20 protein-coding genes are annotated in these 24,401 nt (G+C 70.8%); 9 read left to right on the top strand and 11 right to left on the bottom strand.

Annotation, left to right across the window (positions count from 1 at the left end; all coding sequences use genetic code 11):
• Window positions 1-119: 119 nt before the first annotated feature.
• Entirely contained in the window at window positions 120-914 is a 795-nt protein-coding gene (gene map, locus ACWEIJ_RS24535; RefSeq protein WP_449839559.1) for a type I methionyl aminopeptidase, read from the top strand.
• On the opposite strand, the gene ACWEIJ_RS24540 is transcribed toward map, so the two are convergent.
• The 7 genes from ACWEIJ_RS24540 to ACWEIJ_RS24570 form a co-directional block, all read right to left on the bottom strand.
• Window positions 894-2,912: a hypothetical protein gene (locus ACWEIJ_RS24540; RefSeq protein WP_449839560.1), complete on the bottom strand. Its 2,019-nt coding sequence runs from the start codon at window positions 2,910-2,912 to the stop codon at window positions 894-896. The genes map and ACWEIJ_RS24540 overlap by 21 nt on opposite strands.
• Window positions 2,909-3,793, bottom strand: coding sequence for a 5'-methylthioadenosine/S-adenosylhomocysteine nucleosidase family protein (locus tag ACWEIJ_RS24545; RefSeq protein ID WP_449839561.1), 885 nt, complete (start codon window positions 3,791-3,793; stop codon window positions 2,909-2,911). Before ACWEIJ_RS24545 ends, ACWEIJ_RS24540 begins: the two co-directional genes overlap by 4 nt.
• 187 nt (window positions 3,794-3,980) lie before the next feature.
• A complete protein-coding gene (locus ACWEIJ_RS24550) occupies window positions 3,981-4,472 on the bottom strand; it encodes an NUDIX domain-containing protein (protein ID WP_449839562.1) in 492 nt (163 codons plus the stop codon).
• Window positions 4,473-4,576: 104 nt separating this feature from the next.
• Window positions 4,577-5,278, bottom strand: a complete 702-nt coding sequence (locus tag ACWEIJ_RS24555) for an NUDIX hydrolase (RefSeq protein ID WP_449839563.1) — start codon at window positions 5,276-5,278, stop codon at window positions 4,577-4,579.
• A gap of 118 nt (window positions 5,279-5,396) precedes the next feature.
• On the bottom strand, window positions 5,397-7,166 hold the full coding sequence (locus tag ACWEIJ_RS24560; RefSeq protein ID WP_449839564.1) for an ABC-F family ATP-binding cassette domain-containing protein: 1,770 nt from the start codon (window positions 7,164-7,166) through the stop codon (window positions 5,397-5,399).
• Window positions 7,167-7,259: 93 nt separating this feature from the next.
• Window positions 7,260-8,864 carry an ABC-F family ATP-binding cassette domain-containing protein gene (locus ACWEIJ_RS24565; RefSeq protein WP_449839565.1) on the bottom strand — a complete coding sequence of 535 codons (1,605 nt, stop codon included), beginning with the start codon at window positions 8,862-8,864 and terminating at the stop codon, window positions 7,260-7,262.
• A 200-nt stretch (window positions 8,865-9,064) separates the two neighbouring features.
• On the bottom strand, window positions 9,065-9,979 hold the full coding sequence (locus ACWEIJ_RS24570; RefSeq protein ID WP_449839566.1) for a hypothetical protein: 915 nt from the start codon (window positions 9,977-9,979) through the stop codon (window positions 9,065-9,067).
• A gap of 497 nt (window positions 9,980-10,476) precedes the next feature.
• Between ACWEIJ_RS24570 and ACWEIJ_RS24575 the strand changes: the two genes are divergently transcribed.
• Together ACWEIJ_RS24575 and ACWEIJ_RS24580 are read left to right on the top strand one after the other, a co-directional pair.
• A complete protein-coding gene (locus tag ACWEIJ_RS24575) occupies window positions 10,477-11,586 on the top strand; it encodes a tryptophan dimethylallyltransferase family protein (RefSeq protein ID WP_449839567.1) in 1,110 nt (369 codons plus the stop codon).
• A 13-nt stretch (window positions 11,587-11,599) separates the two neighbouring features.
• Window positions 11,600-13,000 (top strand): tryptophanase, encoded by a 1,401-nt coding sequence (locus tag ACWEIJ_RS24580; protein ID WP_449839568.1) that lies wholly within the window; start codon window positions 11,600-11,602, stop codon window positions 12,998-13,000.
• Window positions 13,001-13,007: 7 nt separating this feature from the next.
• Here the strand turns inward: ACWEIJ_RS24580 and ACWEIJ_RS24585 are convergent, their stop codons facing one another.
• From ACWEIJ_RS24585 to ACWEIJ_RS24600, 4 genes are read right to left on the bottom strand one after another with little or no spacing between them, the layout of a single operon-like run.
• The gene (locus tag ACWEIJ_RS24585; protein ID WP_449839569.1) at window positions 13,008-13,592 is read right to left on the bottom strand and encodes a GTP-binding protein; all 585 of its coding nucleotides are present in this window, start codon (window positions 13,590-13,592) and stop codon (window positions 13,008-13,010) included.
• Window positions 13,573-13,947, bottom strand: a complete 375-nt coding sequence (locus tag ACWEIJ_RS24590; protein ID WP_449839570.1) for a DUF742 domain-containing protein — start codon at window positions 13,945-13,947, stop codon at window positions 13,573-13,575. The genes ACWEIJ_RS24585 and ACWEIJ_RS24590 overlap by 20 nt, the downstream gene beginning before the upstream one ends.
• Entirely contained in the window at window positions 13,944-14,378 is a 435-nt protein-coding gene (locus ACWEIJ_RS24595; RefSeq protein ID WP_355439363.1) for a roadblock/LC7 domain-containing protein, read from the bottom strand. Before ACWEIJ_RS24595 ends, ACWEIJ_RS24590 begins: the two co-directional genes overlap by 4 nt.
• Before the next feature lie 31 nt (window positions 14,379-14,409).
• A complete protein-coding gene (locus tag ACWEIJ_RS24600; RefSeq protein ID WP_449839571.1) occupies window positions 14,410-16,764 on the bottom strand; it encodes a nitrate- and nitrite sensing domain-containing protein in 2,355 nt (784 codons plus the stop codon).
• A gap of 452 nt (window positions 16,765-17,216) precedes the next feature.
• On the opposite strand from ACWEIJ_RS24600, the gene ACWEIJ_RS24605 reads away from it, so the two are divergent.
• The 6 genes from ACWEIJ_RS24605 (at window position 17,217) to ACWEIJ_RS24630 (ending at window position 24,387) form a co-directional block, all read left to right on the top strand.
• Window positions 17,217-18,158 carry an AraC family transcriptional regulator gene (locus tag ACWEIJ_RS24605; RefSeq protein WP_449839572.1) on the top strand — a complete coding sequence of 314 codons (942 nt, stop codon included), beginning with the start codon at window positions 17,217-17,219 and terminating at the stop codon, window positions 18,156-18,158.
• Between the two features lie 38 nt (window positions 18,159-18,196).
• The gene (locus ACWEIJ_RS24610) at window positions 18,197-19,999 is read left to right on the top strand and encodes an FAD-dependent oxidoreductase (protein WP_449839573.1); all 1,803 of its coding nucleotides are present in this window, start codon (window positions 18,197-18,199) and stop codon (window positions 19,997-19,999) included.
• Window positions 19,996-21,012: a maleylacetate reductase gene (locus tag ACWEIJ_RS24615; RefSeq protein ID WP_449839574.1), complete on the top strand. Its 1,017-nt coding sequence runs from the start codon at window positions 19,996-19,998 to the stop codon at window positions 21,010-21,012. Before ACWEIJ_RS24610 ends, ACWEIJ_RS24615 begins: the two co-directional genes overlap by 4 nt.
• A complete protein-coding gene (locus tag ACWEIJ_RS24620) occupies window positions 21,009-21,854 on the top strand; it encodes a dioxygenase family protein (RefSeq protein WP_449839575.1) in 846 nt (281 codons plus the stop codon). The genes ACWEIJ_RS24615 and ACWEIJ_RS24620 overlap by 4 nt, the downstream gene beginning before the upstream one ends.
• A 258-nt stretch (window positions 21,855-22,112) precedes the next feature.
• Window positions 22,113-23,408 carry a helix-turn-helix domain-containing protein gene (locus ACWEIJ_RS24625; RefSeq protein ID WP_449839576.1) on the top strand — a complete coding sequence of 432 codons (1,296 nt, stop codon included), beginning with the start codon at window positions 22,113-22,115 and terminating at the stop codon, window positions 23,406-23,408.
• A gap of 22 nt (window positions 23,409-23,430) precedes the next feature.
• Entirely contained in the window at window positions 23,431-24,387 is a 957-nt protein-coding gene (locus ACWEIJ_RS24630; RefSeq protein ID WP_449839577.1) for an AAA family ATPase, read from the top strand.
• The last annotated feature ends 14 nt before the right edge of the window (window positions 24,388-24,401 follow it).

Raw genomic sequence — 24,401 nt, forward strand, 5'->3', positions numbered from 1 at the left:
CACTGTGGTGAGGTGAGCCGGGTGAGCGCAAACCGCGTCCCCCTCCTGGGTGGTGGAGTTCAGCCGTCTCCGCGAAGCCGGTATTGTTATACCGGAGACCATCGCACCGGAGGATCACGTTGATCGAACTGAAGTCGCCGGCGGAGATCGAGCGCATGCACGTCACCGGCCGTTTCGTGGGCGAGCTGCTCGACGAGCTGTCGAAGGTGGCCGCGGTCGGCGTGAACCTGCTCGACCTGGAGCTGCACGCGCGCGGGATGATCGAGGAGCGCGGCGCGGTGTCGTGCTACTGGGACTACTCGCCGTCGTTCGGGCGGGGACCGTTCCGCAACGTCATCTGCCTGTCGGTCAACGACGCCGTGCTGCACGGCCTGCCGAAGAGCTACGTGCTGCGGGACGGCGACCTGCTCACCATGGACATCGCCGTGGGCATCGACGGGTGGGTGGCGGACTCGGCCGTGTCGGTCATCGTCGGCACGCCGCGCGAGGAGGACCTGCACCTGATCCGCGCGACGGAGGTGGCGCTCGAAGCCGCGATCGAGGCCGCGCGGCCCGGCAACCGCATGGGCGACATCGAGGCCTCGATCGGCGAGGTCGCGGCTCAGTTCGGGTACACGCCCAACCTCGAGTTCGGCGGCCACGGCATCGGGCGGACGATGCACGAGGCGCCGCACGTGTCGAACAACGGCAGGCGCGGGCACGGCATGAAGCTGCGGCCCGGCCTCACCATCGCCATCGAGCCCTGGCTCGCCGCCACCACCGACCGGATCGTCTTCGACGACGACGGCTGGACGTTGCGGTCCGCCGACGGGTCGCGCACCGCGCACTCGGAGCACACGGTGGCGATCACCGAGGACGGACCGCTGGTGCTGACCCGCCGGCCGAGCGAACCGTCATTCGTACCAGTCGCGTGACCACTGCTCGCGGCGTTCCTGCTCCCTGGCGATCCAGTCGCTGCCCTCGGCGGCGACCGCCTCCAGGATCGGCAGGGCGGCGTCGATGCCGGAGGTCTGCAGCGCCACGAGGAAGAGCTCCGAGTCGTCCTCCAGCGCGGAGTCGTCGGCGTTGCGGAAGTTCTCCGCGACCACGGTGATGTCCCTGCCGTTGACGAGGGTGAGGCAGAACTTGCGGCTGCGCAGCCGTTCCACCTCACGCGTGCCGTCGCCTTCGCCCCTGGTCGCGCGCAGGCCGGTCTCGGTCACGCTGGCGGAGGCGAGGGCGTCGTAGCGGAACAGGTTGCGCCGCTCGTCGCGCGCCTCGCCGGTCAGGAAGTTCAGCTCCAGCCGGGTCTCCCGGACGCCGCTGCGGGTGAGCAGGAAGATCTGCACCTCGTAGTGGGAGTACCGGGGCGGTCCGTGCAGCACGCGGGCACGGGCCGCTCCATCGGCACCCTCGGTCATGACCACGTGCATCACCAGGTCGTGCGTGGTCAGGTTGTTGCGGCGCACCAGGTCGTTCTTGAGGTAGATCTTGTCCATCGCCAGCCAGCGGGCCATCTCACCGTCGGTGGGACGGTCGGACAGCACCCGCAGCCACTCCTCGTAGCCGCGCATCTCCTCGGCGAACGTCCGCTCGTCGTCGGCCCGCGCCAGCGCGCTCATCCGCTGCAGGCCGCGGATCCGGGTCGCGCCCTTGACCGCGAAGTACCCGCCGCCCGCGACGAACACGGCCGCCACCCCCGCGCCCGACGCGAACAGCACCACCAGACCCGCGACGAACGAGCCGATCCCGACGCGGAGCAGCAGGGTGTCCCGTGCCGCCGGGCCCGTGATCGACCCGAACAACGCGTTGTCCGCCCAGCCTTGCGCGACGCGGCGGGCGTGCCAGCGCGCCAGCCAGCTCACCGCGCCGGCCGGGACCTGCGCGTTGCCGTAGAGGTCCACGAAGCGCTGCTTGAGGTGGGCCCTGATGCCGGCGGTGTAGGCGGGCCAGTCGCCGGGGACGTGCGGCCTGGCCTTGGCGAACCGGGTGTCGACGATGCGGTGGACCTCCCGGACGAACGCGGTCGAGACCCAGTGCCCGGGAGAACGCGCGTCCACCGGGTGCGCGGGCGGGTTGACCCTGGCGAGCTGGATCTGCCCCCACATCGCCGCCGCCACCCGCTCCGCCCCGTGGTGCAGCCACAGGAAACCACCGGCCGCCACCAGCGGGATCGCGAGCAGGACACCGAGTGGTGACGTGCCGCCGAAAGCACCGAGCACACCGAAGAGCACGACCAGGCCACCGCAGACCGCGTGCACCCAGGCCTTCTGCTCGGCCTTCGTCTCAGCGGCCACGTACCGGCGCGGCTCCGCCGGTTCCGGCTCGAAGAACTTCCACGCCCGCTGAACGCGGCCGTTCGACATCCGCTGGGTGACCACGCGGTGCGCGTACGCGGCTTCGAGCCTGGACTGCGTGACACCGTTGAGGATCATCTGCAGGTGCAGCGCGATCTCGTCCTGGCGGTCGGCGGGCAGCGCGGTGAACGCGGCGAGCACGTCGTCCAGGTTCTCGCGGTGCTGCTCGCCCTGGACCTCGCCCCGCACGAACCGCATCAGCCGCCACACCACGGCGAACGCGTCCTGCCACCGGTCGTGCGGCAGCGACTGCGCGATCTTGCGGGCGTCCCGGACGTTCTTGAACAGCTCGCCGTTGACCTCGTTGGTGGACCGGCCGCTCACCGCGGAAAGGACGTAGTAGTAAGCCCTTTCCGCGGTGAAGTGCCCTTCCCGCAGCAGGTCGCCCAGGATCTGCTCGGCCTCCCTGGGCACGCCCGCGGCGAGGAAGTTGAGCGCGACCTCGTTGCGCCGCTCCGGCGGGTCGCCCTGGTTGATGTGGTAGGTCGACTCGTGGTGGAACGTCGTGTCGCCGTAGTTGGCGCCGATCTGCTGGCCGACGGTCTCCGCCGTCTGCTCGAAGTGCTCGAAGTTCACCGCTCGCCCCCCAGGTTCATGTGGAAGTCACCCGTGTTGACGCCGATCTGCTGGCCCACGGTCTTGGCCTTCTGCGTGAAGTTCCCGATGCTGATCGGGAACTGCTTGCCCGCACCGGCGGGACGCGTGCTGCCGCGGTCTTCGTGCACCGACGCGGCGAGCGCCACCGCGAAGGCCGCGGCGTTGCGGGCGGCGAGGCGCTGGCCGCCTCTGCCGTCCGTGACGGACTTGGAGCCGTCGGCGCGGTCGCTGATGCCGCGCACGGCCGCCGTGCGCACCTGGCCCGCGAGATGCCCGGCCAGCGCGAAGCCGGCGCTCTCCATCTCGACCGCGACGGCGTCGTTGTAGTTGTGGTGCAACGCGTTCGCCACCGGCGAGGTCGTGGAGTCGAGCACGACGTCGCCCGCGGCGATCGCCTCGAAGTAGACCTCCGGCGCCTGTGCCTCACCGGGCGGCGCGAGCGGCTCGTACCACTTGCGGGTGCGGTGCACCTTGCGCGCGACCTGGTCCAGCTCGTGCGAGATCTCCCACGACCGCGGCCGGGCGAGGAAGTCCGCGTCGGTGCTCTTGCCGCCGTGGTAGGCGTACACCTTGGTGCCCACCACGACGTCACCGATCTCCAGCCACGGCCGCAGACCACCCGCGATGCCCACGAAGAGCACGGCGGCCGGGGAGAACTCGGTGATGGCCCGCTCGGTGAGCGTGGCGGCGGCCAGCGTGCCCTGCCCCGTCACCCCCACCGCGACCTCGCGGCCGGGATGCCCGGCCAGGGTGCCGACGTCGAACAACGTGCCCTGGGCGTGCCGGTGCTCCCGGACGTCCTCCAGGTGCGCGAGCACCGCTTCCTGCTCGACCGCGAGCGCGGTCAGGATCACGATCATCGTTTCACTCCGCTACGCACGACGAAGAAGCGGAGGGCGAGTCCGCGACACGGCCGAGTCGTTCTGGTGGAGACAGCACAGAGCTGGGATCGCGGAACCAGGTCCGCGGCGCGGAGGAGGTTAACCCCACCGGGCGTTTCGCGTCAAACCTTCGGGTGATACCGGCCAGTAAGTCCTCAGTGGACGGTCACTGACCCGAGAAGTGCACGTCTGCCAACGATTCCATGCGAGCTTGAAAGCCGAACCTGCTGGCCACCGCGTCCGCCACGATGCGGCGGTGATCGAACGCGACGGCCGCTTCGAAGAGTTCCGCCAGCGTCACCCACCTCGCTCCGGCGGCGTCACCTCCGTCCCGCGGCACCGGCGCGCCGGGGAGGTAGGCGTGGAACGCCACGCTTTCGACCGCTCCACGCGGATCGCGCCCGCGCTCGCGATAACACCCGAAGCGCCGCAACCGATCGCGCGCGAGCACGATGCCCGCCTCCTCGGCGAGCTCGCGCACGGCCGCGTCGGCCGCGCGCTCCCCCGGCTCCACGAACCCGCCGGGCAACGCGAGCGCACCGCGGAACGGCTCCTTGCCGCGCTCCACCACGAGAACCGCCAGCACCCCGCCCCGTTTGGTGAACAGCACGACGTCCGCGGTGAGCCGGCGGTCGTGCGCCCCACTGCCATCTGCCATATCGGCAGGTTAGGTTATTGTCAGGATGACATCAAGTGGTTCGACGGAAGAACTTCCTTATGCCAAGCCAATTGTCAAGTGGACAAAAAGTGGTCAGGAAGCGGTCAGGAATCGGCCGGGCGGGGTCGCATCATGGGCGGCGACAAGGTGAGCGCACCCCCGGCGCGGTAGAGCGCGGCGGGACGGCCGGTGGGGCTGGGCCGCTTCTCGCCGGTCGGTTCGACGAACCCGGCGGACTCGGTGACCTTGCGGTGGAAGTTCGGCTTGTCGAGCTCGACCCCCCAGACCGCCTCGTACACCTCGCGCAGCTCACCGATGGTGAACTCCGCACCGCAGAACGCGGTGGCGATCGTGCGGAACTGCAGCTGGGCCCTGGCCAGCTCCAGCGCGTCCGCCAGGATCTCGTCGTGGTCGAACGCGAGCCCGTGGCGCTGCACCTGCGTGACGGGCAGCCAGTGGGCGGCGCGCGCGTCCGAGCCCGCGGTGGGCAACGGCAGGTCGGGCGCGATGGCGAGATAGGCGCACGTCACGACCCGCTGGCGGGGGTCGCGATCGGGCGCGGAGTAGACGCCGACCTGCTGCAGGTGCAGGAACGTCGCGTCGAGCCCGGTCTCCTCGGCGAGCTCGCGCGCGGCCGTCTCGTCGAGGCTCTCCTCGCCGCGCAGGAAGCCGCCGGGCAACGCCAGCCGGCCCGCGAACGGCTCGTTGTCGCGTTCCACCACCAGGACGCACAGCACCCCACCGCGGATCGTGAGGATCACGAGATCGGCGGTGAGGGCGATGGTCTGCCGGGGACGGCGGCTCATGGGGTGCAGCGTACCCAGCGGGTCCGCAGTGGACCTCTGCCAGCGGTCTCACCTGCCGTAGTCGACCAGCGCGGCATCATCGTGACGCTGGGCCTGGTGAGCTTCGGCCTGGTGATGATCAGCCTGGTCGCCGCGGCGAACAGTGGCCGCGACCGCTGAGGTCCAGCCGCTCCCCCGCCCACCACCGCCGCAGCAACCGGTCGTGCGACACCAGGACCACCGCGCCGGCGTAGTCCGCGAGCGCGCCTTCGAGCTCCTCCACCAGCGCGGGCGACAGGTGGTTGGTCGGCTCGTCCAGCAGCAGCACGTCCGCCTCCCGCACGAGCAGCCGGGCCAGCGCCAGCCGCCGCCGTTGCCCGATCGACAGCATCCCGACAGGTGTGGTGAAGTCCGCCCGCCGGAACAACCCGAGCGACGCCAGCTCCTCCGCGTGCTCCTCCGGCGCGCCCGGCCGCCCGTCGGCGAACGCGGCGAGCACCGGGCGCCGGGGGTCGCGCACGACGGTCTCCTGCGGCAGGTACCCGACCACGCCGTGCCGCCGCACGGTGCCGGACGACGGTATGAGCACCCCCGCCAGCACGTCGAGCAACGTCGACTTGCCCGACCCGTTCGGGCCGGTCACGAGCAGGCGCTGCCCGGTGGTGACGACGAGCTCGTCGACAGACAGACGGTGGTCGACGGTTACGCCGCAAGCCTCCAGCACCGCATCGCCTACGCGCATCGACGCGGCGGCGAGCGGCCCTTTGCCGTCGGACACCCTGGTTGCCTCCGGCATTGTGCCCTCCCGCACTGGAGAAACGTCGCGCACCGGTGAAGCCTCGGACAGGCCCTCACCGACCGGCACCCCGCCAGCCTCCCGCACCCCCGTGCGCAAGGGTGCGTTGAGCCGCAACGGATCCGGTGGCCGAGGCACCGGGTCGGCCCGCAGCCGCTCCAGCCGTTCCGCGGCGCTGCGCACCCGCGTCGAGATCGACGCCTGCACGCGCCGCCCGTCGCCGTTGTACTTGCACTTGTTGTGGTCCTTGATCGCCCGGCCCGGCGCGACGTGGTAGGCCGTCGAGCCGCGCCACCGGGTCCAGTGCGCGATCTGGCCGGCCCACTCCGCGTAGGCCTGCTCCCAGCGCTGCCTGGCCGCCCGCTTCTCCGCGAGGTACCCGGCGTAACCGTTGCCGTAGCGGGTGATCGTCCGCCGGTCGCCGTCGACCTCGGCGATCGCGGTGGCGACCCGCTCCAGCAGCAACCGGTCGTGCGTCACCACGACCAGCGTGCCGCGGTGGGCGCGCAGCCGGTCCTCCAGCCAGGTCAGCGCCCCGGCGTCGAGGTGGTTGGTGGGCTCGTCGAGCAGCAGCAGCTCCGGCTCGGCCGACAGCACGCCGGCCAGGGCCAGCCGGGCGCGCTGGCCGCCGGACAGCGTGCCCAGCCGCCGGTGCTCGTCCAGGTCGCCGATGCCCAACGCGGACATGGCGGCTTCGACGCGGGCGTCCGCCGCGTAGCCGTCCCGGTGCTCGAACGCGGTGAGCAGCTCGCCGTACGCGGCCAGCTCGGCCGCCGAGGCGGTGCCGAGCGACCGTTCCGCCGCCGCGATCCGCTGCTCCAGCAGGCGGATCTCGGCCAGGGCGGCGTCGATCGCGTCGGCGACGGTCGCGTCGTCCGGCAGCGCGAGCACCTGGCCGAGGTGGCCTACGCCGCCTTCCGCGACCACGGTGATCTCGCCGTCGTCCGGCGTCTCCTGCCCGGCGATCAACCGCAGCAGCGTCGACTTGCCGGACCCGTTCTCTCCTACGACACCGAGCTTCTCGCCGGGGCGGACCGTCAGGGAGACGGCGTCGAACACGCGGCGGTGGGCGAAGGTCCTGCTGACGGACCGAAGAGTGAGCTGACCTGACATACAAGCCTCCGAACGCGGGTGAGAGGAAGAGACGGGACACCTTGCGCGCGGTTGTGGAACATCTCCCGTTGTCCTTTCTTCTCGTTGGAGGTTTCAGGCGACGCGGCCGGAGGCGAGGGCCAGTTCGGGCCCCTCCCAGCCGCGGCGCAGCCAGCGGTCGTGCGACGCGACGACCACGGCACCGGGTGCCGTCTTCAGCGCGTCCTCCAGCTCCTCGGCGAGGCTGAGCGAGAGGTGGTTGGTCGGCTCGTCGAGCAGCAGCACCTCGGGTGGCCGGGCGATCAGCAACGCCAGCGCCACGCGCCTGCGCTGCCCCACCGACAGCTCCCCGACCGGCCGGTCCAGGTCACGGGACGCCAGCAAACCCAGCTGTGCCAAGGGAACCGCACCGGCGGCCCGGTCGTACAGGTGCCGGGCCGACCTCGACGGGTCGGCGAACACCACGTCCTGCTCCAGCAACCCGACGCGGACCCCGCGGGCCCGGCGCACGTCACCGGCGTCCGGGCGCAGCACTCCGGCCAGAACCTTGAGCAGAGTGGACTTCCCCGCCCCGTTCGGGCCGGTGATCATCAGTCGCGCCGACGCCGGCACGTCGAGCTGTCCGATGGCGAGCCGGCCGGAGAGCCGGACGTTCCGCAGTGACAACGCGAACTGCTCGGCGCCGACCTCACCGGTCATCGCGCCGCTGAACCGCAGCGGTGCCGGAGGCCGGCGAACCTGGTCGCGCGTCAGCTCGTCCAGCCGCTGCCGCGCGTTGCGCACCCGCCGCGAGATCTGCTTCTGCACCCGGCCGCCGTGCCGGTCGTAGGCGACCTTGTTGTTGTCCTTCATCACGCGCTGGTGGTTCACCTGATGTGCCGTGACCTCAACGGAAACGCGCAGCTCCTTCAGCTCGTCCTGTTCCTGCGCGTACTGCTGCTCCCACCGGACGCGTTCAAGCCGTTTGGCCGCAAGGTAATCCGAGTAGGCACCGCCGTACCGGGTCACCCCGCCACGGGCCGGGTCGAGGTCCACCACGTCCGTGCACACCTCGTCCAGGAACACGCGGTCGTGCGACGCCACCACGACGACGCCGGGCAGGCCGCGCAGCCGCCGCTCCAGGAACGTGACCGCCTCGTCGTCGAGGTGGTTCGTCGGCTCGTCGAGCAGCATCGCCCGCGGTTGCCGGATCAGCAGTGCCGCCAACCCGAGCCGCGACCGCTGCCCGCCGGACAACGCGCCCAGCCGGCGCGAGCTGTCCACATCGGACAGTCCGAGCCCTGCCAGCACCAGCTCCGCCCTGCGGTCGGCGTCCCACAGGTCGTGGTCCTGCGCCCACTCCAGCAGGTCGCCGTACTCGGCGAGCACCGCCTCGTCGTCCGGCCGCCGCTCCAGCGCCGCAGTCAACTCATGAAGCCGGGCCGCGGCCGCGCGGAGCTCGGCCAGCGCGTCGTCCAGCACGTCCCGCACGGTCGCACCGGGCGCGAAAGGCAGTTCCTGCCACAGGAAACCGCAGTCCGCGGGCCGCTGGACCGCACCGTCGTCCGGTTCGTCGACGCCCGCGAGGATCCGCAGCAACGTCGACTTGCCGGCACCGTTCTCACCCACCAGCCCGATGCGCTGACCAGGCGATCCCACCAGGGAGACCCCGTCGAGCACACGGCGTTCGCCGTAGGACTTCACCAGGTCGCGGGCATGCAAAAAGGGAATGTTCGACATAGGACACCCATCGCCGAAGGAGGATCGGAAACGGACGACACACCGGGCGCACGGCGCACAGGAGGCGCGGGCCGCGGACGCGTGTCGGTGAGGGTGTCAGTAGATCACGTTGAGGATGGTGCCACGACACGAGCGGAACCGTCAACCGCGAACTGCCCTGCCGGGGCGGAAACCCCGGCAGGGCAACGCTTTCCGCCGGATCAGCCGCAGCGGTAGACCACCGCGTCCCACCCGCGCTGGCCGTACGCGACACCGGAGTCGGTGATGCCGACGACGTAGCCGTCGACGTCCTGCGGCCGGCCGCCGGTCCAGATCGCCCAGCTCCGGCGAGCACCGTCGGCGTGCAACCCGGCGATCACACCTCCGGCGTTGACCGCCTCGACCGTCGCCGCACCCGGGATGACCCGAGTGACGTTGCCGCGCACGCCCCACTCGATGATCTCGCCGTTGTTGTTCACACCGACCGCGTGACCGCGGGCGTAGTGCTGCGGACGCGCGCCACGACGATCCCAGATCTGCACGGTTCTCGCGTCAGGCGACCAGATCTCCCCCTCGGTCGTGACGACGCGGCCCTCCTCGTCGAGCCCGGCGGGCTGGCCGTGCCCGATCACGACGGGCTGCACCGACCCGGCCCGCCAGACCACGACCCGGTCGCCCCGGCCGTCGTCCACCCAGCCCACGACGTCGCCGCGTTCGTTGATGAAGTTCGCCACGCCGTTGCCGCTCGGGACCTGCAGCCACTCGTAGGTGCCGTTTTGGGAGTTGTAGCGGTACGAGCTGGTCAGACCGCTGTAGTTGTCGTAGGTGTAGCCGACGACGACACCGGCGTTGTTCACGTCCCACGGCGAGTTGTCGACGCCGGGGCCGCGGTTCGGGTCGGCCATGCCCACCGGGGTGGTGCCGCGCCAGAGGACGCCGTTCAGCACCCCGAAGTCGATGTTGGTGGCGTCGCCGACGGTGATCGTGCCGTCCGGGGACATCCCGGTGACGCGCTCGTGCTCGACGTGCGGGTGGGTGGGCAGTCCGGCGGCAGTCCAGACGCAGCCGGCGGCCTGAGCCGGTGCGGGCAGTGCGGCCAGCACGAAGGCGGCCGCCACCGCAGCAGGGAAACGCATTGAGGCTCCTAGTGAGCGGATCATGTACGACCACCTAGTCGCCCGCGTGGACCCGACGTTAGCGAGAAATTCTCATATTTTTTCGATGGATCTCCCGTCATCTCGTTCGACATCAAATGATGCCTCCGCCGGTGGCCGGAACGCCCGGAATTGCTGCGAACGGTGACACGATTTCGGCCGCCTTAGCACGAATAGCATTAGCCTCACAAACCGCGCTCATTCGAATCCAAGCGACCCCGCATAGCACACGGGCGGCGGTCCGGGCAATTCGCACAGCACATCGACATTCACAGCCCCGGAATGCCGTACACACCATCGAATTCGGCCGTAGTCAATAGTCCGTGCAGTGCAACCTTGATCACAGCTCAGAGTGCCGCACACAACCCCTCTGGCTCTTGACCAGGGCAGGCAGGTGGTTGAGACAATTCACCCGCGATTCCACCCCCGACGGATTGCACCCCCGCCTGATTTCCCCCGCCGATCAGGAGAGCCCCATCTTGAGCGCGCCCGACGTCTCAATACGCGATTTCGCCGTTGAACAACTGCAGATCCTGTTGCGCGCCGTCGGATTGACCGAGTCCGCGGAAAGAGCCACGTCGCTGCTGGCCGAGGCATTGGGGCCCGGCAGCCGGCAGCCGCTCTCGGCAGCTCCCCATTGGCCGTCCTTCGTCGCCGACGACCACACCCCGGTCGAGTTCTCGGTGGCACTGGCCCACCGCGAGCCGCCGGCCATCCGCATGATCGTCGAGCCGCTCGCCGAGGAGCCCGGCCTGCGGGCGAACCTCACCGCGGCGCTCGACGTGCTCGACGGGCTGGCCGGACGGCACCGGCTGGACCTCCGCCGCCTCGACCTCGTGCGCGACCTGTTCCTGCCCGAGCAGCCGCAGGGCGCGTTCGCGTTCTGGTACTCGCTGATCCTCCAGGCCGGCGCGGCACCGGACATCAAGGTGTACCTCAACCCCGAGGTGCAGGGCCGGGAGAGCGCGACCACGCTCGTCCGGGAGGGACTCGGCAGGCTCGGTCTCGACGCGGCCTACTCGACGGTGGCAGGCCACGCGTTGCGACGCGACGGGCTGGACCGGTTCTCGTTCTTCGCCCTCGACCTGATGGACGAGCACCGCGCGCGGGTGAAGACCTACGTGGCGCACGAGGCCGCCGAGATCCCGGACATCATCGCCGCGGCGGCCGCGGCTCCGGACACCGATGCCGAACTGGTGTCGGACGTCATCGCACTGGCCTGCGGCGGCTCCGGACCGTTCGCGCTGCGCCCCCTGATGTCCAGCTACACCTTCATGGCCGGCGACACGGACCGTCCGAGCGGCTACTCGCTCTACATCCCCGTGCGCGACTACGTGCAGGACGACCTGGAGGCGTGCGAGCGCGTTCTCGCGATCATGGCCAGGTGCGGGCTCGACACCGCACCGTTCGTGATGGCGCTGGCGAGCATGGTCCGGCGGCCGCTCGCCGAGGGCGTCGGGCTGATCGCCCACGTGTCGCTGCGGCTGGGCAGACCGCGGCCGGGAGTCACGGTCTACCTGTCGTCCGAGGCGTACGACGTGACGCCTCCTCGCACCAAAGCAACTCGCACCAAAGCACTGTCGCACTGAGAAAGGCACCGCCGTGGAGCCGTACCGCATCAAGGTCGTCGAACCGATTCCCATCACCACCCGTGAACACCGGGAACGCAGGTACGCCGAGGGCGGCTACAACCAGTTCAACCTCACCGCCGAGGACGTGACGATCGACCTGCTGAGCGACTCCGGCACCGGCGCGCTCTCCGCCGAGCAGCAGGCGGCCGGCATGCGCGGCGACGAGACCTACGCGGGCGCCCGGTCGTGGTTCCGGTTCCGCGAGGTCGTCGAGGAGCTCACCGGTTTCACGCACATCTTCCCGGTGCACCAGGGCCGTGCCGCCGAACGGATCCTGTTCAGCGCGTTGCTGAAGCCCGGCCAGATCTCCATCAGCAACACGCACTTCGACACGACGCGCGCGAACGTGGAGATCGCCAGCGGTGTCGTGCGGGACCTCCCCTGCCCGGCGGCGGCGGACCTCGACAGCGACGCGCCGTTCAAGGGCGACATCGACCTCGTGGCGCTGGAGGCGGCGCTGAGCGGGCCGGACGATGTCGGCCTGGTGCTCATGACGATCACCAACAACGGCGGCGGCGGCCAGCCCGTCTCGATGGCGAACCTCGAAGCCGCGAGTGCGTTGTGCCGCAGGCACGGCGTGCCGTTCATCCTCGACGCGGCCAGGTTCGCCGAGAACGCGTGGCTGGTGACGCAACGGGAGGAGAAGTACCGGGGCATGAGCCCGCGCGAGGTCGCGAAGCTCGCGTTCCGGCTCGCCGACGGCTGCGTGGCGAGCCTGAAGAAGGACGGCATCGTCCACATCGGAGGGTTGCTGGCGCTCAACGACCCGGCGCTGGCCAAGCAGTGCGAGCTGCTGCTGATCGCCACCGAGGGGTTCCGCACGTACGGCGGGCTTTCCGGCCGCGACCTCGACATGTGCGCGCAGGGCCTGATCGAGGTCACCGACCCGCTCTACCTGCGCGAGCGGGCGGACGCCACCGCGTACCTCGCCGAGTGCGCGCGACAGGCCGGTGTGGACAGTGTGCAGCCGACCGGCGTGCACGCGGTCTACCTCAACGCGGCCAGGCTGCTGCCGCACATCCCGCCGCACCGGTTCACCGGGCACGCGCTCGCCTCCGAGCTGTACCTGGCGGGCGGAATCCGGTGTGCCGAACTGGGTTCGCTCTACCTCGGCGAGATCACCGAGGACGGCGAGCTGATCACGCCCGCGCCGTTCGAGCTGGTGCGCCTGGCGATCCCGCGCCGCGTCTACACCCGCAGCCACCTGGAGTACGTGGCCGAGACGCTCGCGGGGATCGCCAAGAACCCCGAGCAGGTGCCCGGTTACCGGCTCACCGAGGCACCCGCCCTGCTGCGCCCGTTCCGCTGCCGGCTGGAACAGGTCCGCGACACGGCGGCGTTCCGTCGCACGGAACCCCGCCGCACGGGGTGAGGTACAGCTAGGCGACCGCGTGGTCGAGCTTGCTCATCGCGTGCTCGATCACGCGCGCCAGCACCGTCTTGCACGACTCGCGGTCACGGGCGTCGCACATCACCAACGGCACGTTGTCCGTGATGTCGAGCGCGTGCCGCACCTCGTCCTCGGTGTAGGAGTAGCTGTTCTCGAAGCAGTTCACCGCCACGACGAACGGGATGCCGCGGCGCTCGAAGAAGTCGATCGCCCCGAACCCGCCGTCCAGCCTGCGGGTGTCGACCAGGACGACCGCGCCGATCGCGCCGTAGGACAGCTCGTCCCACATGAACCAGAAGCGGTCCTGACCGGGCGTGCCGAAGAGGTACAGCACGACCTCGGGGTTGATCGTGATGCGGCCGAAGTCGAGCGCCACGGTCGTCGTGTTCTTGCCCTCGACGCCGGCCAGGTCGTCGATCTCGGTGCCGGCCTCGGTGAGCAGCTCCTCGGTCCGCAGCGGGGTGATCTCGCTGACCGCGCCGACCATCGTGGTCTTGCCGACCCCGAACCCGCCCGCCACGACGATCTTGACCGAGGCCGGGACGAGCAGCTCTTCAGATTGCACGGACGCCATCAAGCACCTTCTGGAGTAGGTTTCTGTCCGGCGCGACCGCCATCCGCGACGCGTCGCTGGTGATGACGTCACCGCGCTGGATCAGGTCGCTCAGCAACACCTTCGCCACGACCAGTGGCGCGTGCAGGTACGCGGCGACTTCCGCCACGGACAACGGTTTGCGGCAAAGTCTGATGATCTCGAGGTGCTCGACGGACAGCGAGCTGGTGTCGGACGAGGTGCGGATCGCCCGCACCTGGGTCGCGAGGTTCAACCGGCCCCACGTCGGCCTGGTGCGCCCGCTCACGAGGGCGTAGGGGCGGACCAGCGGGCCCGCCGCCTCGTCGTACCACCAGTCCGACGACCGCGGGCTCATGACAGCCCCATCGGGTGGCGGGGCGCCGCGAGAGTTCGGGGTGCCGACGACAGGTAGGAGCCCACGCGCTTCACGAGCATGTTCATCTCGTAGGCGATCATGCCCATGTCCGCGTCCTCGTCACCGACGACCGCGAGGCAGGCGCCCTGACCGGCGGCCGTCACGAAGAGGTGCGCGCGCTCCATCTCCACGATGGTCTGCCGGACCTGACCGCCGCCGAAGTGCCGTCCGGTGCCGCGGGCGAGCGACTGGAACGCCGACGCCATCGCCGACAGGTGGTCGGAATCGTCCTTGGACAGTTCGGGAGAGCGCGCGAGCAGCAGACCGTCCGCGGAGAGCACCACCGCGTGCCGCGCCCCGACCACTCTGGCGACGAGGTCGTCCAGCAGCCAGTTCAGCTCGGGGTGCCCGCCGGTCAGATCGTCGTCCACGGCAACTGCCTTTCGTGTTCAGTTCGGATGATCACGGTTCGACGGCGTCGTCGGCCCGGCGGGCCTCACGGGTGCCCTGCTGGAAGGCCGACATGCCGTCGCGAGTGCGTTCTGCCCGTTCCTCGGTGTGCACCTCGGTGAAGTCGGGCTCCTGCCGGAGGTCGTTGTTCGCGAGCTGTGGCACCAGGTGCTGCTGCCGCCTCCGGCGCGGCAGCTCTGGCCGGGTGTCCTGACGCGTGTCGTCACCGTCCAGGGCGTTCTCGGCCGGCCGCGGGGCCACCGGGTGGTCTTGAGTGGGCAGCACGCCGACGATGCTCCCGCTGTCCGGATCCCTGTCCGCGCGGAAGCCCTGGTCGTTTCCCACTCCTCCCCCTGCCCAGAACTCGTTCAGCTCCGAGCTGGGCCGCGCGTCGAGCACGACGTCCTCGGCGCGTTCGGAGTGCGGGAGGGCGGCCTGGGCGAGCGTCTGCTGCCGGAACGTCGGCTTGGGCATCTGCACGGGTTCGGACGTGTCCGCCACGCCCGCCTCGCCGACGATCAGCTCGGACGGGACGAGCACCAGCGCGATCGTGCCGCCGGTCGGGCAGTCGCGCAGCTCGACGTGGATGCCGCGGCGGGCGGCCAGCCGCGCGACGACGAACAGGCCGAGGCGGGACTCGCCGCGCAGGCGCATGGCCTCGAAGTCGGGCGGCGCGGTCAGCATCTTGTTGTGCTGCTCGCGGTCCTCCGGCTTGATGCCGAGACCGTGGTCCTCGATCTCGATCACGAGGCCCTGCGGCACCTCGCTGCTGTGCACCTCGACCTGCGAGCGCGGCGAGGAGAACGACGTGGCGTTGTCGACCAGCTCGGCGATCAGGTGGATCACGTCGGCGACGGCGGCACCGGCCAGCGCGATCTCGGGCACCGGGTTCACCTTGACCCGCGCGTACTGCTCGGTCTCCGCGACGGCGGCGCGCACCACGTCGAGCATGCGGACGGGCTTGCGCCACTGCCTGCCCGGCTGCTCGCCGGTGAGGATGATCAGGTTCTCGGCGTTGCGGCGGGCGCGGGTGGCGAGGTGGTCGAGCTGGAAGAACGCGTCGAGGTGGTCCGGGTTCTCCTCCTCGCGCTCCAGCTTGTCGAGGATCTTGAGCTGGCGGTGCACCAGACCCTGGTTGCGGCGCGCGATGTCGAGGAAGACCCGGTTCACGCCCTCGCGGGTCTGGCTCTCCTTCACGGCCGCGGCGACGGCGGTGTACTGCGCGGCGTTGAACGCGTCGGCCACCTGGCCGATCTCGTCGTTGCCGTAGTCGAGCGCGGGCACCTCGTGCGCCACGTCGACGTGCTTGCCGTCGCGCAACCGCTCGACGATGTCCGGCAGCCGCTCGTGCGCGAGCCGCAGCGAGTCGCTCTTCAGGTTGTTCAACCGGACGATCAACGCCTTGTTGACCAGGCGGCTGGAGATGCGCACCGCGACGAAGATGCCGATGATCACCGCGATCAGCGCGATGAGACTGCCGATCAGCACGGTGTTGAACTTGTCCTTGCCGTTGGCCATGGCCACGTTCACGGCGCCGGTGGACTGCTCCTCGACCAGCTTGGTCAGCTCGGTGGACACCGCGCGGTCGGCGGCCTCCCAGTCGGACGCCACGACGGAGCCGCCGATGGGCCGTTCCGCGTTCTGCAGCAACCGGTTCTCGTAGGTCACCAGCTGCTGCCACTGCGGGTTGTCGACGAGCTGCTTGTAGTGCTCACGCACGTTCGGCAGCGCGTAGGGCTCGATCGAGCTGAGCGAGGACCGGTACGCGCCGACGAGGTAGACGAACTCGCGGTGCTCCTCCGGCGTGAACCTGCCCGCCGCCAGCGCCCCCGCCGCGACCGAGCCGGCCCGCGACATCGAGTCGGCGGCCTGGAAGTACTGCACCGCGGCGAGCGCGCCCTGCACGGTCTCGGCGTCCGGCACGATGCGGGCCTGCGTGTTGAACAGCGCGGCGCCGGCGTCGAGCACGCTGTTGTAGTAGCGGTAGACCTCCGGCTTGGACGCCGTGCCCGCCTCGAGTGCCGACCGCTGCTGGGGAAGCTGGTCCAGCAGCCCGTTGAGCTTGCCGATGCCGTCGACGATCTCCCGCGGCGCCTTCGAGGCGAGCTGGGTGAAGGCCGCCTTCATCTTGGTGAGGTCCGCGTCGGTCGCCTGCTGCTGCTTGACGAGCGCCGACGTGCTCGTGCCCGGCTTGCTCAGGCTCGTCATGCTGAGCTCGCGTTCCTTCTGCAGCGACGCGAACGACTGCACGGCGGGGATCGACGCGTCTCGCACCCCGGAGGCCACCAGCTGCAGGTACAGGCCCTCGAACACCGTGTAGGACGAGAACAGCGCCCACATGGCCAGGAGGACGATGCTGGGAACCACCACGACACCAGTGAGCCGCGAACGAATTGTCTTGTAATTCGTCTCAGGCACGTTCTTCAGCTTCACAACGCTCCACGAGCACCCGAATTGGCGACGGAAAGATAGCACCGCGCGATCTGCACGATCAACCAGCGATGATCTTGGGGGCGCGTAGAGACTACTCAGTCACATGACCACCGCAACACCCCCTGCACGACTGTTCTGGCTCTTCCACCGAACCGTTGTTGTCGTGCGTGAACGCGCTCCCGCTGGTAGAACGGTCGCCGATGCTTCTTCCGGGCGGCCGATGCCCAACTGGGCCTTCTCCGACCGAACTCGACAAACACCGCAGCTATTGCGGCCGACTTGACATTCCACGCGAAGTCTTCTAAGGGCAAACGGAGTGCGACCGACGGTCGCTTTCCGTCACCACTCGTTATTCGATGAATTTACAGCGGGGTTACCGTGGACGGATGGCATCCGTGCACCCGCCCGGCCTGACCAGGTTCCGGACGCACGACCTCCCCTGCCCGCGGCGGCTCGCCGGGTGGGAGGACCACAACGCCCGCGCGCTGGTGGGCCTGCGCGCCGAGACGGCGGGCGACCGGCCGTTCGACGGCACGGAGACCAACCTCACGCTGCCCCGCCTGCGGGTGGCGCGGGTGACCGGCACGCCGCACGCCGTCGAACGGGACGTCCGCCAGATCGCCCTGCACCCGGCCGACGGCGTGGTCGTCCACTTCGCACTGGCCGGTGCCGCGCGGTTCTCCCACCGCGGCGGCGACGAGCTGATCAGGCCCGGTCAGGCGCTGGTGGTGGACGGCGACCAGCCGTTCCGGCGGACCTTCCCGGACGGCCTCACCGAACTGGTGCTGAAGGCACCGCGGTCGTTGCTGCGCGAGATCCGGCCGGGTGCGGTGAAGCCGCAGGTGTTCAGCTTCCAGGACAACGCGCACGCACGGGCGCTGGTGACGGCGTTGTCCGGTGCGTTGCGCGGCGGCCCCGCCGACTGGGACGGGCTGGAGACCGTCGCGACCGGGCTGCTCGGCGCGCTGCTCGGCGGGGAGTGCTCCGCGGCCGCCGACCTGGCCGCCGCGCACGCGTTCATCGCCGCCCACCTGCACGAACCCGACCTGTCGGCGGGCCGGATCGCGGCCGCGGTCGGCTACTCGGAACGGCACCTGTCGCGGTTGTTCTCGAAGTCCGGGCAGAGCGTGCCGCAGGCGGTGCTGACCGCCCGGCTCGACGCCGCCCGCCGGATGCTCGGCGAGCCCGTGTCGCTCGCGGAGATCGCCGCGCGCAACGGGTTCGTGTCGCAGGCGCACTTCTCACGCACGTACCGGGCGCGGTTCGGCGTGCCCCCGAGCCAGGACCGCCGCGGGTTTTTGCCTTTTTCCGCCACGTCCGGCCGCTGACCCGCCACGATGCCACCGGAGGCGGCACCGTTGCCGCCATGGTCACCTTCCACGACGGCCTCGCCGAGACCGCCCCGCCGACGCACACCGCGGTCGAGACCGACGTGCTGATCGTGGGCTCGGGTCCGGCCGGCGCCTCCGCCGCGCTCTTCCTGTCCACGCTCGGCGTGCCGAACATCATGATCACCAAGTACCGGTGGACGGCGAACACGCCGCGCGCGCACATCACCAACCAGCGGACGATGGAGATCTTCCGCGACGTCGGCATCGAGGACCAGGTGCTCGCCGACGCCACCCCGCACCACCTGATCGGCGACACGGTGTTCTGCACCTCCATCGCCGGCGAGGAGATCGGCCGCATCCTCACCTGGGGCAACCACCCCGCGCGGCACGCCGACCACGAGCTCGCCTCGCCGTCGCACAACTGCGACATCCCGCAGACGTACCTGGAGCCGATCCTCGTCCGCAACGCGACGGCCCGCGGCACGCAGACCCAGTTCAGCACCGAGTACCTGGGCCACACCCAGGACGCCGACGGCGTGACCGCGCGGGTGCTCAACCGGCTCACCGGTGCCGAGTACACGATCCGCGCCAGGTACCTGATCGGCGCGGACGGCGCGCGGTCCGCGGTGGCCGCCGACCTCGGCCTGCCGTACGAGGGGCGGATGGACGTGGCCGGGTCCATGAACATCACGTTCAAGGCGGACCTGACCGAGCTCTGCCGGCACCGGCCCTCGGTGCTGTACTGGGTGATCCAGCCCGGCGCGAACGTCGGCGGCATCGGTGCCGGGCTCGTGCGCATGGTGCGGCCGTGGCACGAATGGCTGATCGTCTGGGGCTTCGACCTCGCGCAGGGCGTGCCGGAGGTGACCGAGGAAGACGCGTTGCGGATCGTGCGCAACCTCGTCGGCGATCCCGGGCTCGACGCGGAGATCACCGGGATCTCCTTGTGGGGCAACAACGAGCAGTACGCCACCCGGTTGCAGCACGGCCGGGTGTTCTGCGCGGGCGACGCCGTGCACAAGCACCCGCCGTCGAACGGCCTGGGTTCCAACACGTCCGTTCAGGACTCCTACAACCTCGCGTGGAAGCTCGCGCTGGTGCTGAACGGCCAGGCAGGACCCGAGCTACTCGACACCTACACCGCGGAACGCGCGCCCGTGGCGAAGCAGATCGTGTTGCGGGCCAACAAGTCCGCCCGCGAGTTCGGCGCGTTGTTCGAGGCGCTGGGGCTCGACGCGGCCGAGTCCGCCGAGCAGATGCACGCGCGGATCGAGGAGCGCAAGGACGCCGGTCTGGCGGGTGCCGCCAAGCGGGCCGCGGTCCGGGAGGCCATGGAGCTCAAGAACTACGAGTTCAACGCCCACGGCGTGGAGATGGGCCAGAGCTACGAGTCCAGTGCGGTGGTGCCCGACGGCACGGCCCGTCCGGTGCCGGCCCGCGATCCGGAGCTCTACTACGAGCCGTCGACGTTCCCCGGAGTCCGGCTGCCGCACGCCTGGGTGGGGGACAGCCGGCGCAAGGTGTCCACGCACGACCTCGTGCCGTACGGCGGGTTCACGCTGCTGACCGGGATCACCGGCGAGGCGTGGGCCGATGCCGCGCAGAAGGCGGCCGACCGGCTCGGCGTGCCGGTGCGCACCGTGGTCATCGGGCCGGGACGCGACGTGACCGACCTGTACTTCGACTGGTCGCGGCTGTCCGGTGTGGACGAGGACGGCGCGGTGCTGGTGCGCCCGGACAAGCACGTCGCCTGGCGTTCCCGCGCACTTCCCGCCGATCCCGAGGCGGCGTTGATGGCCGTGCTGACCACCGTGCTCAGCCGGGAGGAGAGCGCATGAGCCGGCAGCACGTCACGCTCGGCCAGCGGGTGCTGTTCGGCACCGGCGAGGCGGCGGCGAACCTGGCCGCTGAGGTCGAACGCCTTGGCGCGCGACGGGTCCTGCTGATCGGCTCGGCGCCCGTCGCGGACGCGGTGGCCGCGAAGATCGACGTGGCGGTGCGCTGGACCGACGTCGCGCCGCACGTGCCCGTCGCCGTCGCCGAACGCGCTCGGGCGCGGGCCGCCGGCGCGGACCTGCTGGTGAGCGTCGGTGGAGGGTCCGCGACCGGGCTGGCCAAGGCCGTCGCGCTGACCACCGGCCTGCCGATCGTCGCGGTGCCCACCACCTACGCGGGTTCGGAGGCCACCGACGTCTGGGGCCTGACCGAGGGCGGCCGCAAGACCACCGGCAGCGACGACCGCGTCCTGCCGGTGACCGTGATCTACGACGCGTCCCTCACCGCGTCGCTGCCGGACGAGCTCGCGGTCGCCTCCGGGTGCAACGCCCTGGCGCACTGCGTCGACTCGATGTGGGCCCCGCGCGCCGACCCGATCAACCAGGCCCTGGCGGCGGAAGGCATCCGCGCGTTGAGCGGCGGCCTGCGCCGGATCGGCGAGGTGGACGGCCACGAACAGACCCTCTACGGCGCGTACCTGGCCGCGGTGGCGTTCGCGTCCGCGGGATCCGGGCTGCACCACAAGATCTGCCACGTCCTGGGCGGCGCGTACGACCTCCCGCACGCCCGGACGCACACGGCGGTCCTGCCGTACGTGCTGGCGTTCAACGCCCCGGCCGCCCCGAAGGCCGCCGCCCGGATCACCGAGGCGCTCGGAGGTGACCTGGCCTCGCTCTACGCCGGCATCGGTGCCTCGCACGTGCTGTCCGGCGTGCCCGACCCGCGCGAGGCCGCCCGCCTGATCCTGCCGTCCGTGCCGCCGTCCAACCCGCGTCCGGTCACCGAGGACGACCTGACCGCGCTGCTCGCCGCCGCCTCGGCGGGCCGGAACCCGACCGAGTGGAGCCTGCCATGACCACCGCCCAGCAGGAGATCGAGGAGCGGCTGACCGCCGAGGTCGTCGCGTCGTTCGCGGACACCCCGGACCCGCGCCTGAAGGAGCTGCTGCAGTCGCTCACGCGGCACCTGCACGCGTTCATCCGCGAGGTGCGCCTGACCGAGCAGGAGTGGACGCGGGCGATCGAGTTCCTGACCGCCGTCGGGCACACCACCGACGCCAAGCGGCAGGAGTTCATCCTGCTCTCCGACGTGCTGGGCGCCTCGATGCAGACCATCGCGGTGAACAACGAGGCCTACCTCGACGCCACCGAGGCCACAGTCTTCGGGCCGTTCTTCGTCGAGGAGTCGCCGCTGGTGGGCAACGGCGGTGACATCGCCGCGGGTGCCTCCGGAACCCGTTGCCTGGTGGAGGGAACCGTGCGCGACACCGACGGCGAGCCGGTGCCCGGCGCGCGGATCGAGGTGTGGGAAGCGGACGGCGACGGCCGCTACGACGTGCAGTACGACGACGAGCGCGTCGCGGGCCGCGGCCACCTGTTCTCCGGGCCCGACGGCGGCTTCTCGTTCTGGGGCGTGACGCCGACGCCGTACCCGATCCCGCACGACGGCCCGGTCGGCGCCCTGCTCGAAGCCGCGCACCGCTCCCCCATGCGCGCCGCGCACCTGCACTTCATGGTGACCGCCGACGGTTTCCGCACCCTCGTCACGCACATCTTCGTGGCAGGGGATCCCCAGCTGGAGATCGGCGACTCGGTGTTCGGGGTGAAGGAGTCGCTCGTGAAGGAGTTCGCCGAACAGCCGGGCGAGCAGCCGTGGACACGGGCCCGGTTCGACATCGTGCTGGCGCCTCAGGGCTGAAACGGCTCGTGGCGGCAGGACCAGGCCCCCAGCCCTGTCCTGCCGCCGCGCCCCCCAGAACCCGACTTCGACGACTGGGTGCGTCTCCGTCGTGCCTCCAGCATTGCCGCCGCCGGGCCGCGGCGGCAGGGGTCTCCCGTCTCCCGGCCGGGAAGGCGACGGGAGACGCCTGGGCATCGGCAGGAGGGCGGATCAGACTCGACTCGTGCAGCCAGTGGCTCGGTAGTCTGCGGAGCGTCTGGAGCAGACGGGGGACCCATGGCTGAGCAGTCGGATGTCTTTGGTGTGGAGCTGCGGCGCTTGCGGACCGCGGCGGGTCTGTCGCTGGCGACGCTGGCGCAGCAGGTCCACTACAGCAAGGGCTATCTGGGCAAGATCGAGACTGGCGTGAAGCAACCAGGTGTTGATCTGGCCCGGCGCTGTGACGCGGTTCTCGGAGCCGGTGGACGTCTGGCCCGCATCGTGGACCAGCCCGCTCCCGCGACCCCGCCGGCAGCTGTCGAGGCCGACGGCGAAGTGTGGGTGATGAGCATGGCTCCGGACGGATCGAGCTGGATGGTCCCGATGCCTCGACGCGAGGCGATCGCGACGGGCGCGGCCTCGTTGCTGGGACTGACCTTGGGGACACCGCGCAGCGCGTCGGCGGCCGCGGCGCACGACGGCACGCTCACCGCGTTCCGGTCACTGTTCGCGCAGGTCAGACAGCTGGGGCAGACGACGAGCCCGAGCGTGGTGCTGCCGATGGTGACCGTGCACACGCACACCCTGCGCGGCATGGCGAACGGGGCGCCGTCCCCGATCCGCGAGCAGCTGCTCGGGCTCGCCGCCCGCTACAGCGAGTACGCGGGGTGGATGGCCCAGGAGGCGGGCGACGACCGGGCCGCGCTGTGGTGGACCCGCAACGCCGTCGAGATGGGCGCCGCGGCCGGCGACACCGAGCTCGCCACGTACTCCCTGATCAGGCAGGCCCTGATCACGCTGTACCGCGACGACGCCGCGGGCACGATCGACCTCGCGCAGCAGGCGCAGGCCGCACCGGGCACGTCGCCGCGCGTGCAGGGCCTCGCCGCGCTGCGCGAGGCCCAGGGCCACGCCCTGGCCTGCGACTACGACAACTGCCAGCGCGCGCTCGACCGCGCCGCCGCGTTGCTCGACCAGGCCGACACCTCCAGCGGCATGACGATCGGCTCGGCCTCGGTCAGCGGCGCCGACCTGAACAGCCTGGTGGCCGCGTGGTGCCTGCACGACCTCGGGCGGTCGCGCGAGGCGGCGGACGTCATGGACCGCCAGCTCGCCCTGGTGCCCGGCACCGCCCACCGCACCCACGCCCGTTTCGGCGCCCGCCGCGCCCTCGCCTACGCCTCGGCAGGCGACATCGACCACGCGAGCGCTCTCGCGGCGAAGGTCCTCGACGCGGCCGACCTGGTCGACTCCGCTACCGTCCGGCAGGACCTGAAACGACTGGCCCGGCTGCTCGGCCGCGAACGCGACCATCCGGCGGTGCGCGAGGTGTACCCCCGGCTGACCGCGGCGCTGCGCGGCCCGATTCACTGATCTTCACCTGGGGGAGAACGAAGTGTCCGATGCCGCGATCTTCCAGCGCCGGTTCGAGGCGCTGGCGGCGAACGTCGAGGACTTCATCCGGGGCAAGCCCGAGGTCGTCCGGCTCGCCCTGGTGTGCCTGCTCGCCGAGGGCCACCTGCTGATCGAGGACGTGCCGGGCGTCGCCAAGACCTCGCTGGCCAAGGCCATCGCCCGCTCCGTCGCGGGGGCCGAGGTGAAGCGCATCCAGTTCACCCCCGACCTGCTGCCGTCGGACGTGACCGGCGTGCAGGTCTACGACCAGGGCCGCTCGCGGTTCGAGTTCCGCCAGGGCCCGGTCTTCACGAACATCCTGCTCGGCGACGAGATCAACCGCGCCTCCCCGAAGACCCAGTCCGCCCTGCTGGAGGTGATGGCGGAGGGCCAGGTCACGGTGGACGGCCGCCCGATCCCGGTGCCGTACCCGTTCCTGTGCATCGCCACCCAGAACCCGGTGGAGCACCAGGGCACCTACGCACTGCCGGAAGCCCAGATGGACCGGTTCATGATGCGCGTGAGCATCGGCTACCCGCAGGACCTGGCCGACGAGGTGAGCATCCTCGCCTACGGCGTCACCCGCCGCCGCCCCGAGGAGCTCAAGTCGGTCATGGAGCTCGACGACCTGCGCCTGATGATCCGCGCGGTCCGCGACCAGCTCGTCGCCGACAACCTCCGCGAGTACGTCGCCCGCCTGGTCCGCGCCACCCGAGTCCACCCCGACGTCGAACTGGGCGTGAGCCCGCGCGGCGGCATCGCCCTCGTCACCGCCGCCCAGGCCTACGCCCTGGCCGCGGGCCGCCCGTTCGTGACCGCCGACGACGTCAAGGCCGTGGCCGTCCCCGTCCTCAACCACCGCCTGCTGCTCACCCCGGAAGCCCGCATCCAGCAGCGCACCCCGGAGTCGATCCTGCGCGACGTCCTCGCCGCCGCCCCGGTCCCGGCCGGTCGGTGACCGCTGTGCTGACC

The organism is Lentzea sp. NPDC004789 (genome assembly GCF_053601075.1).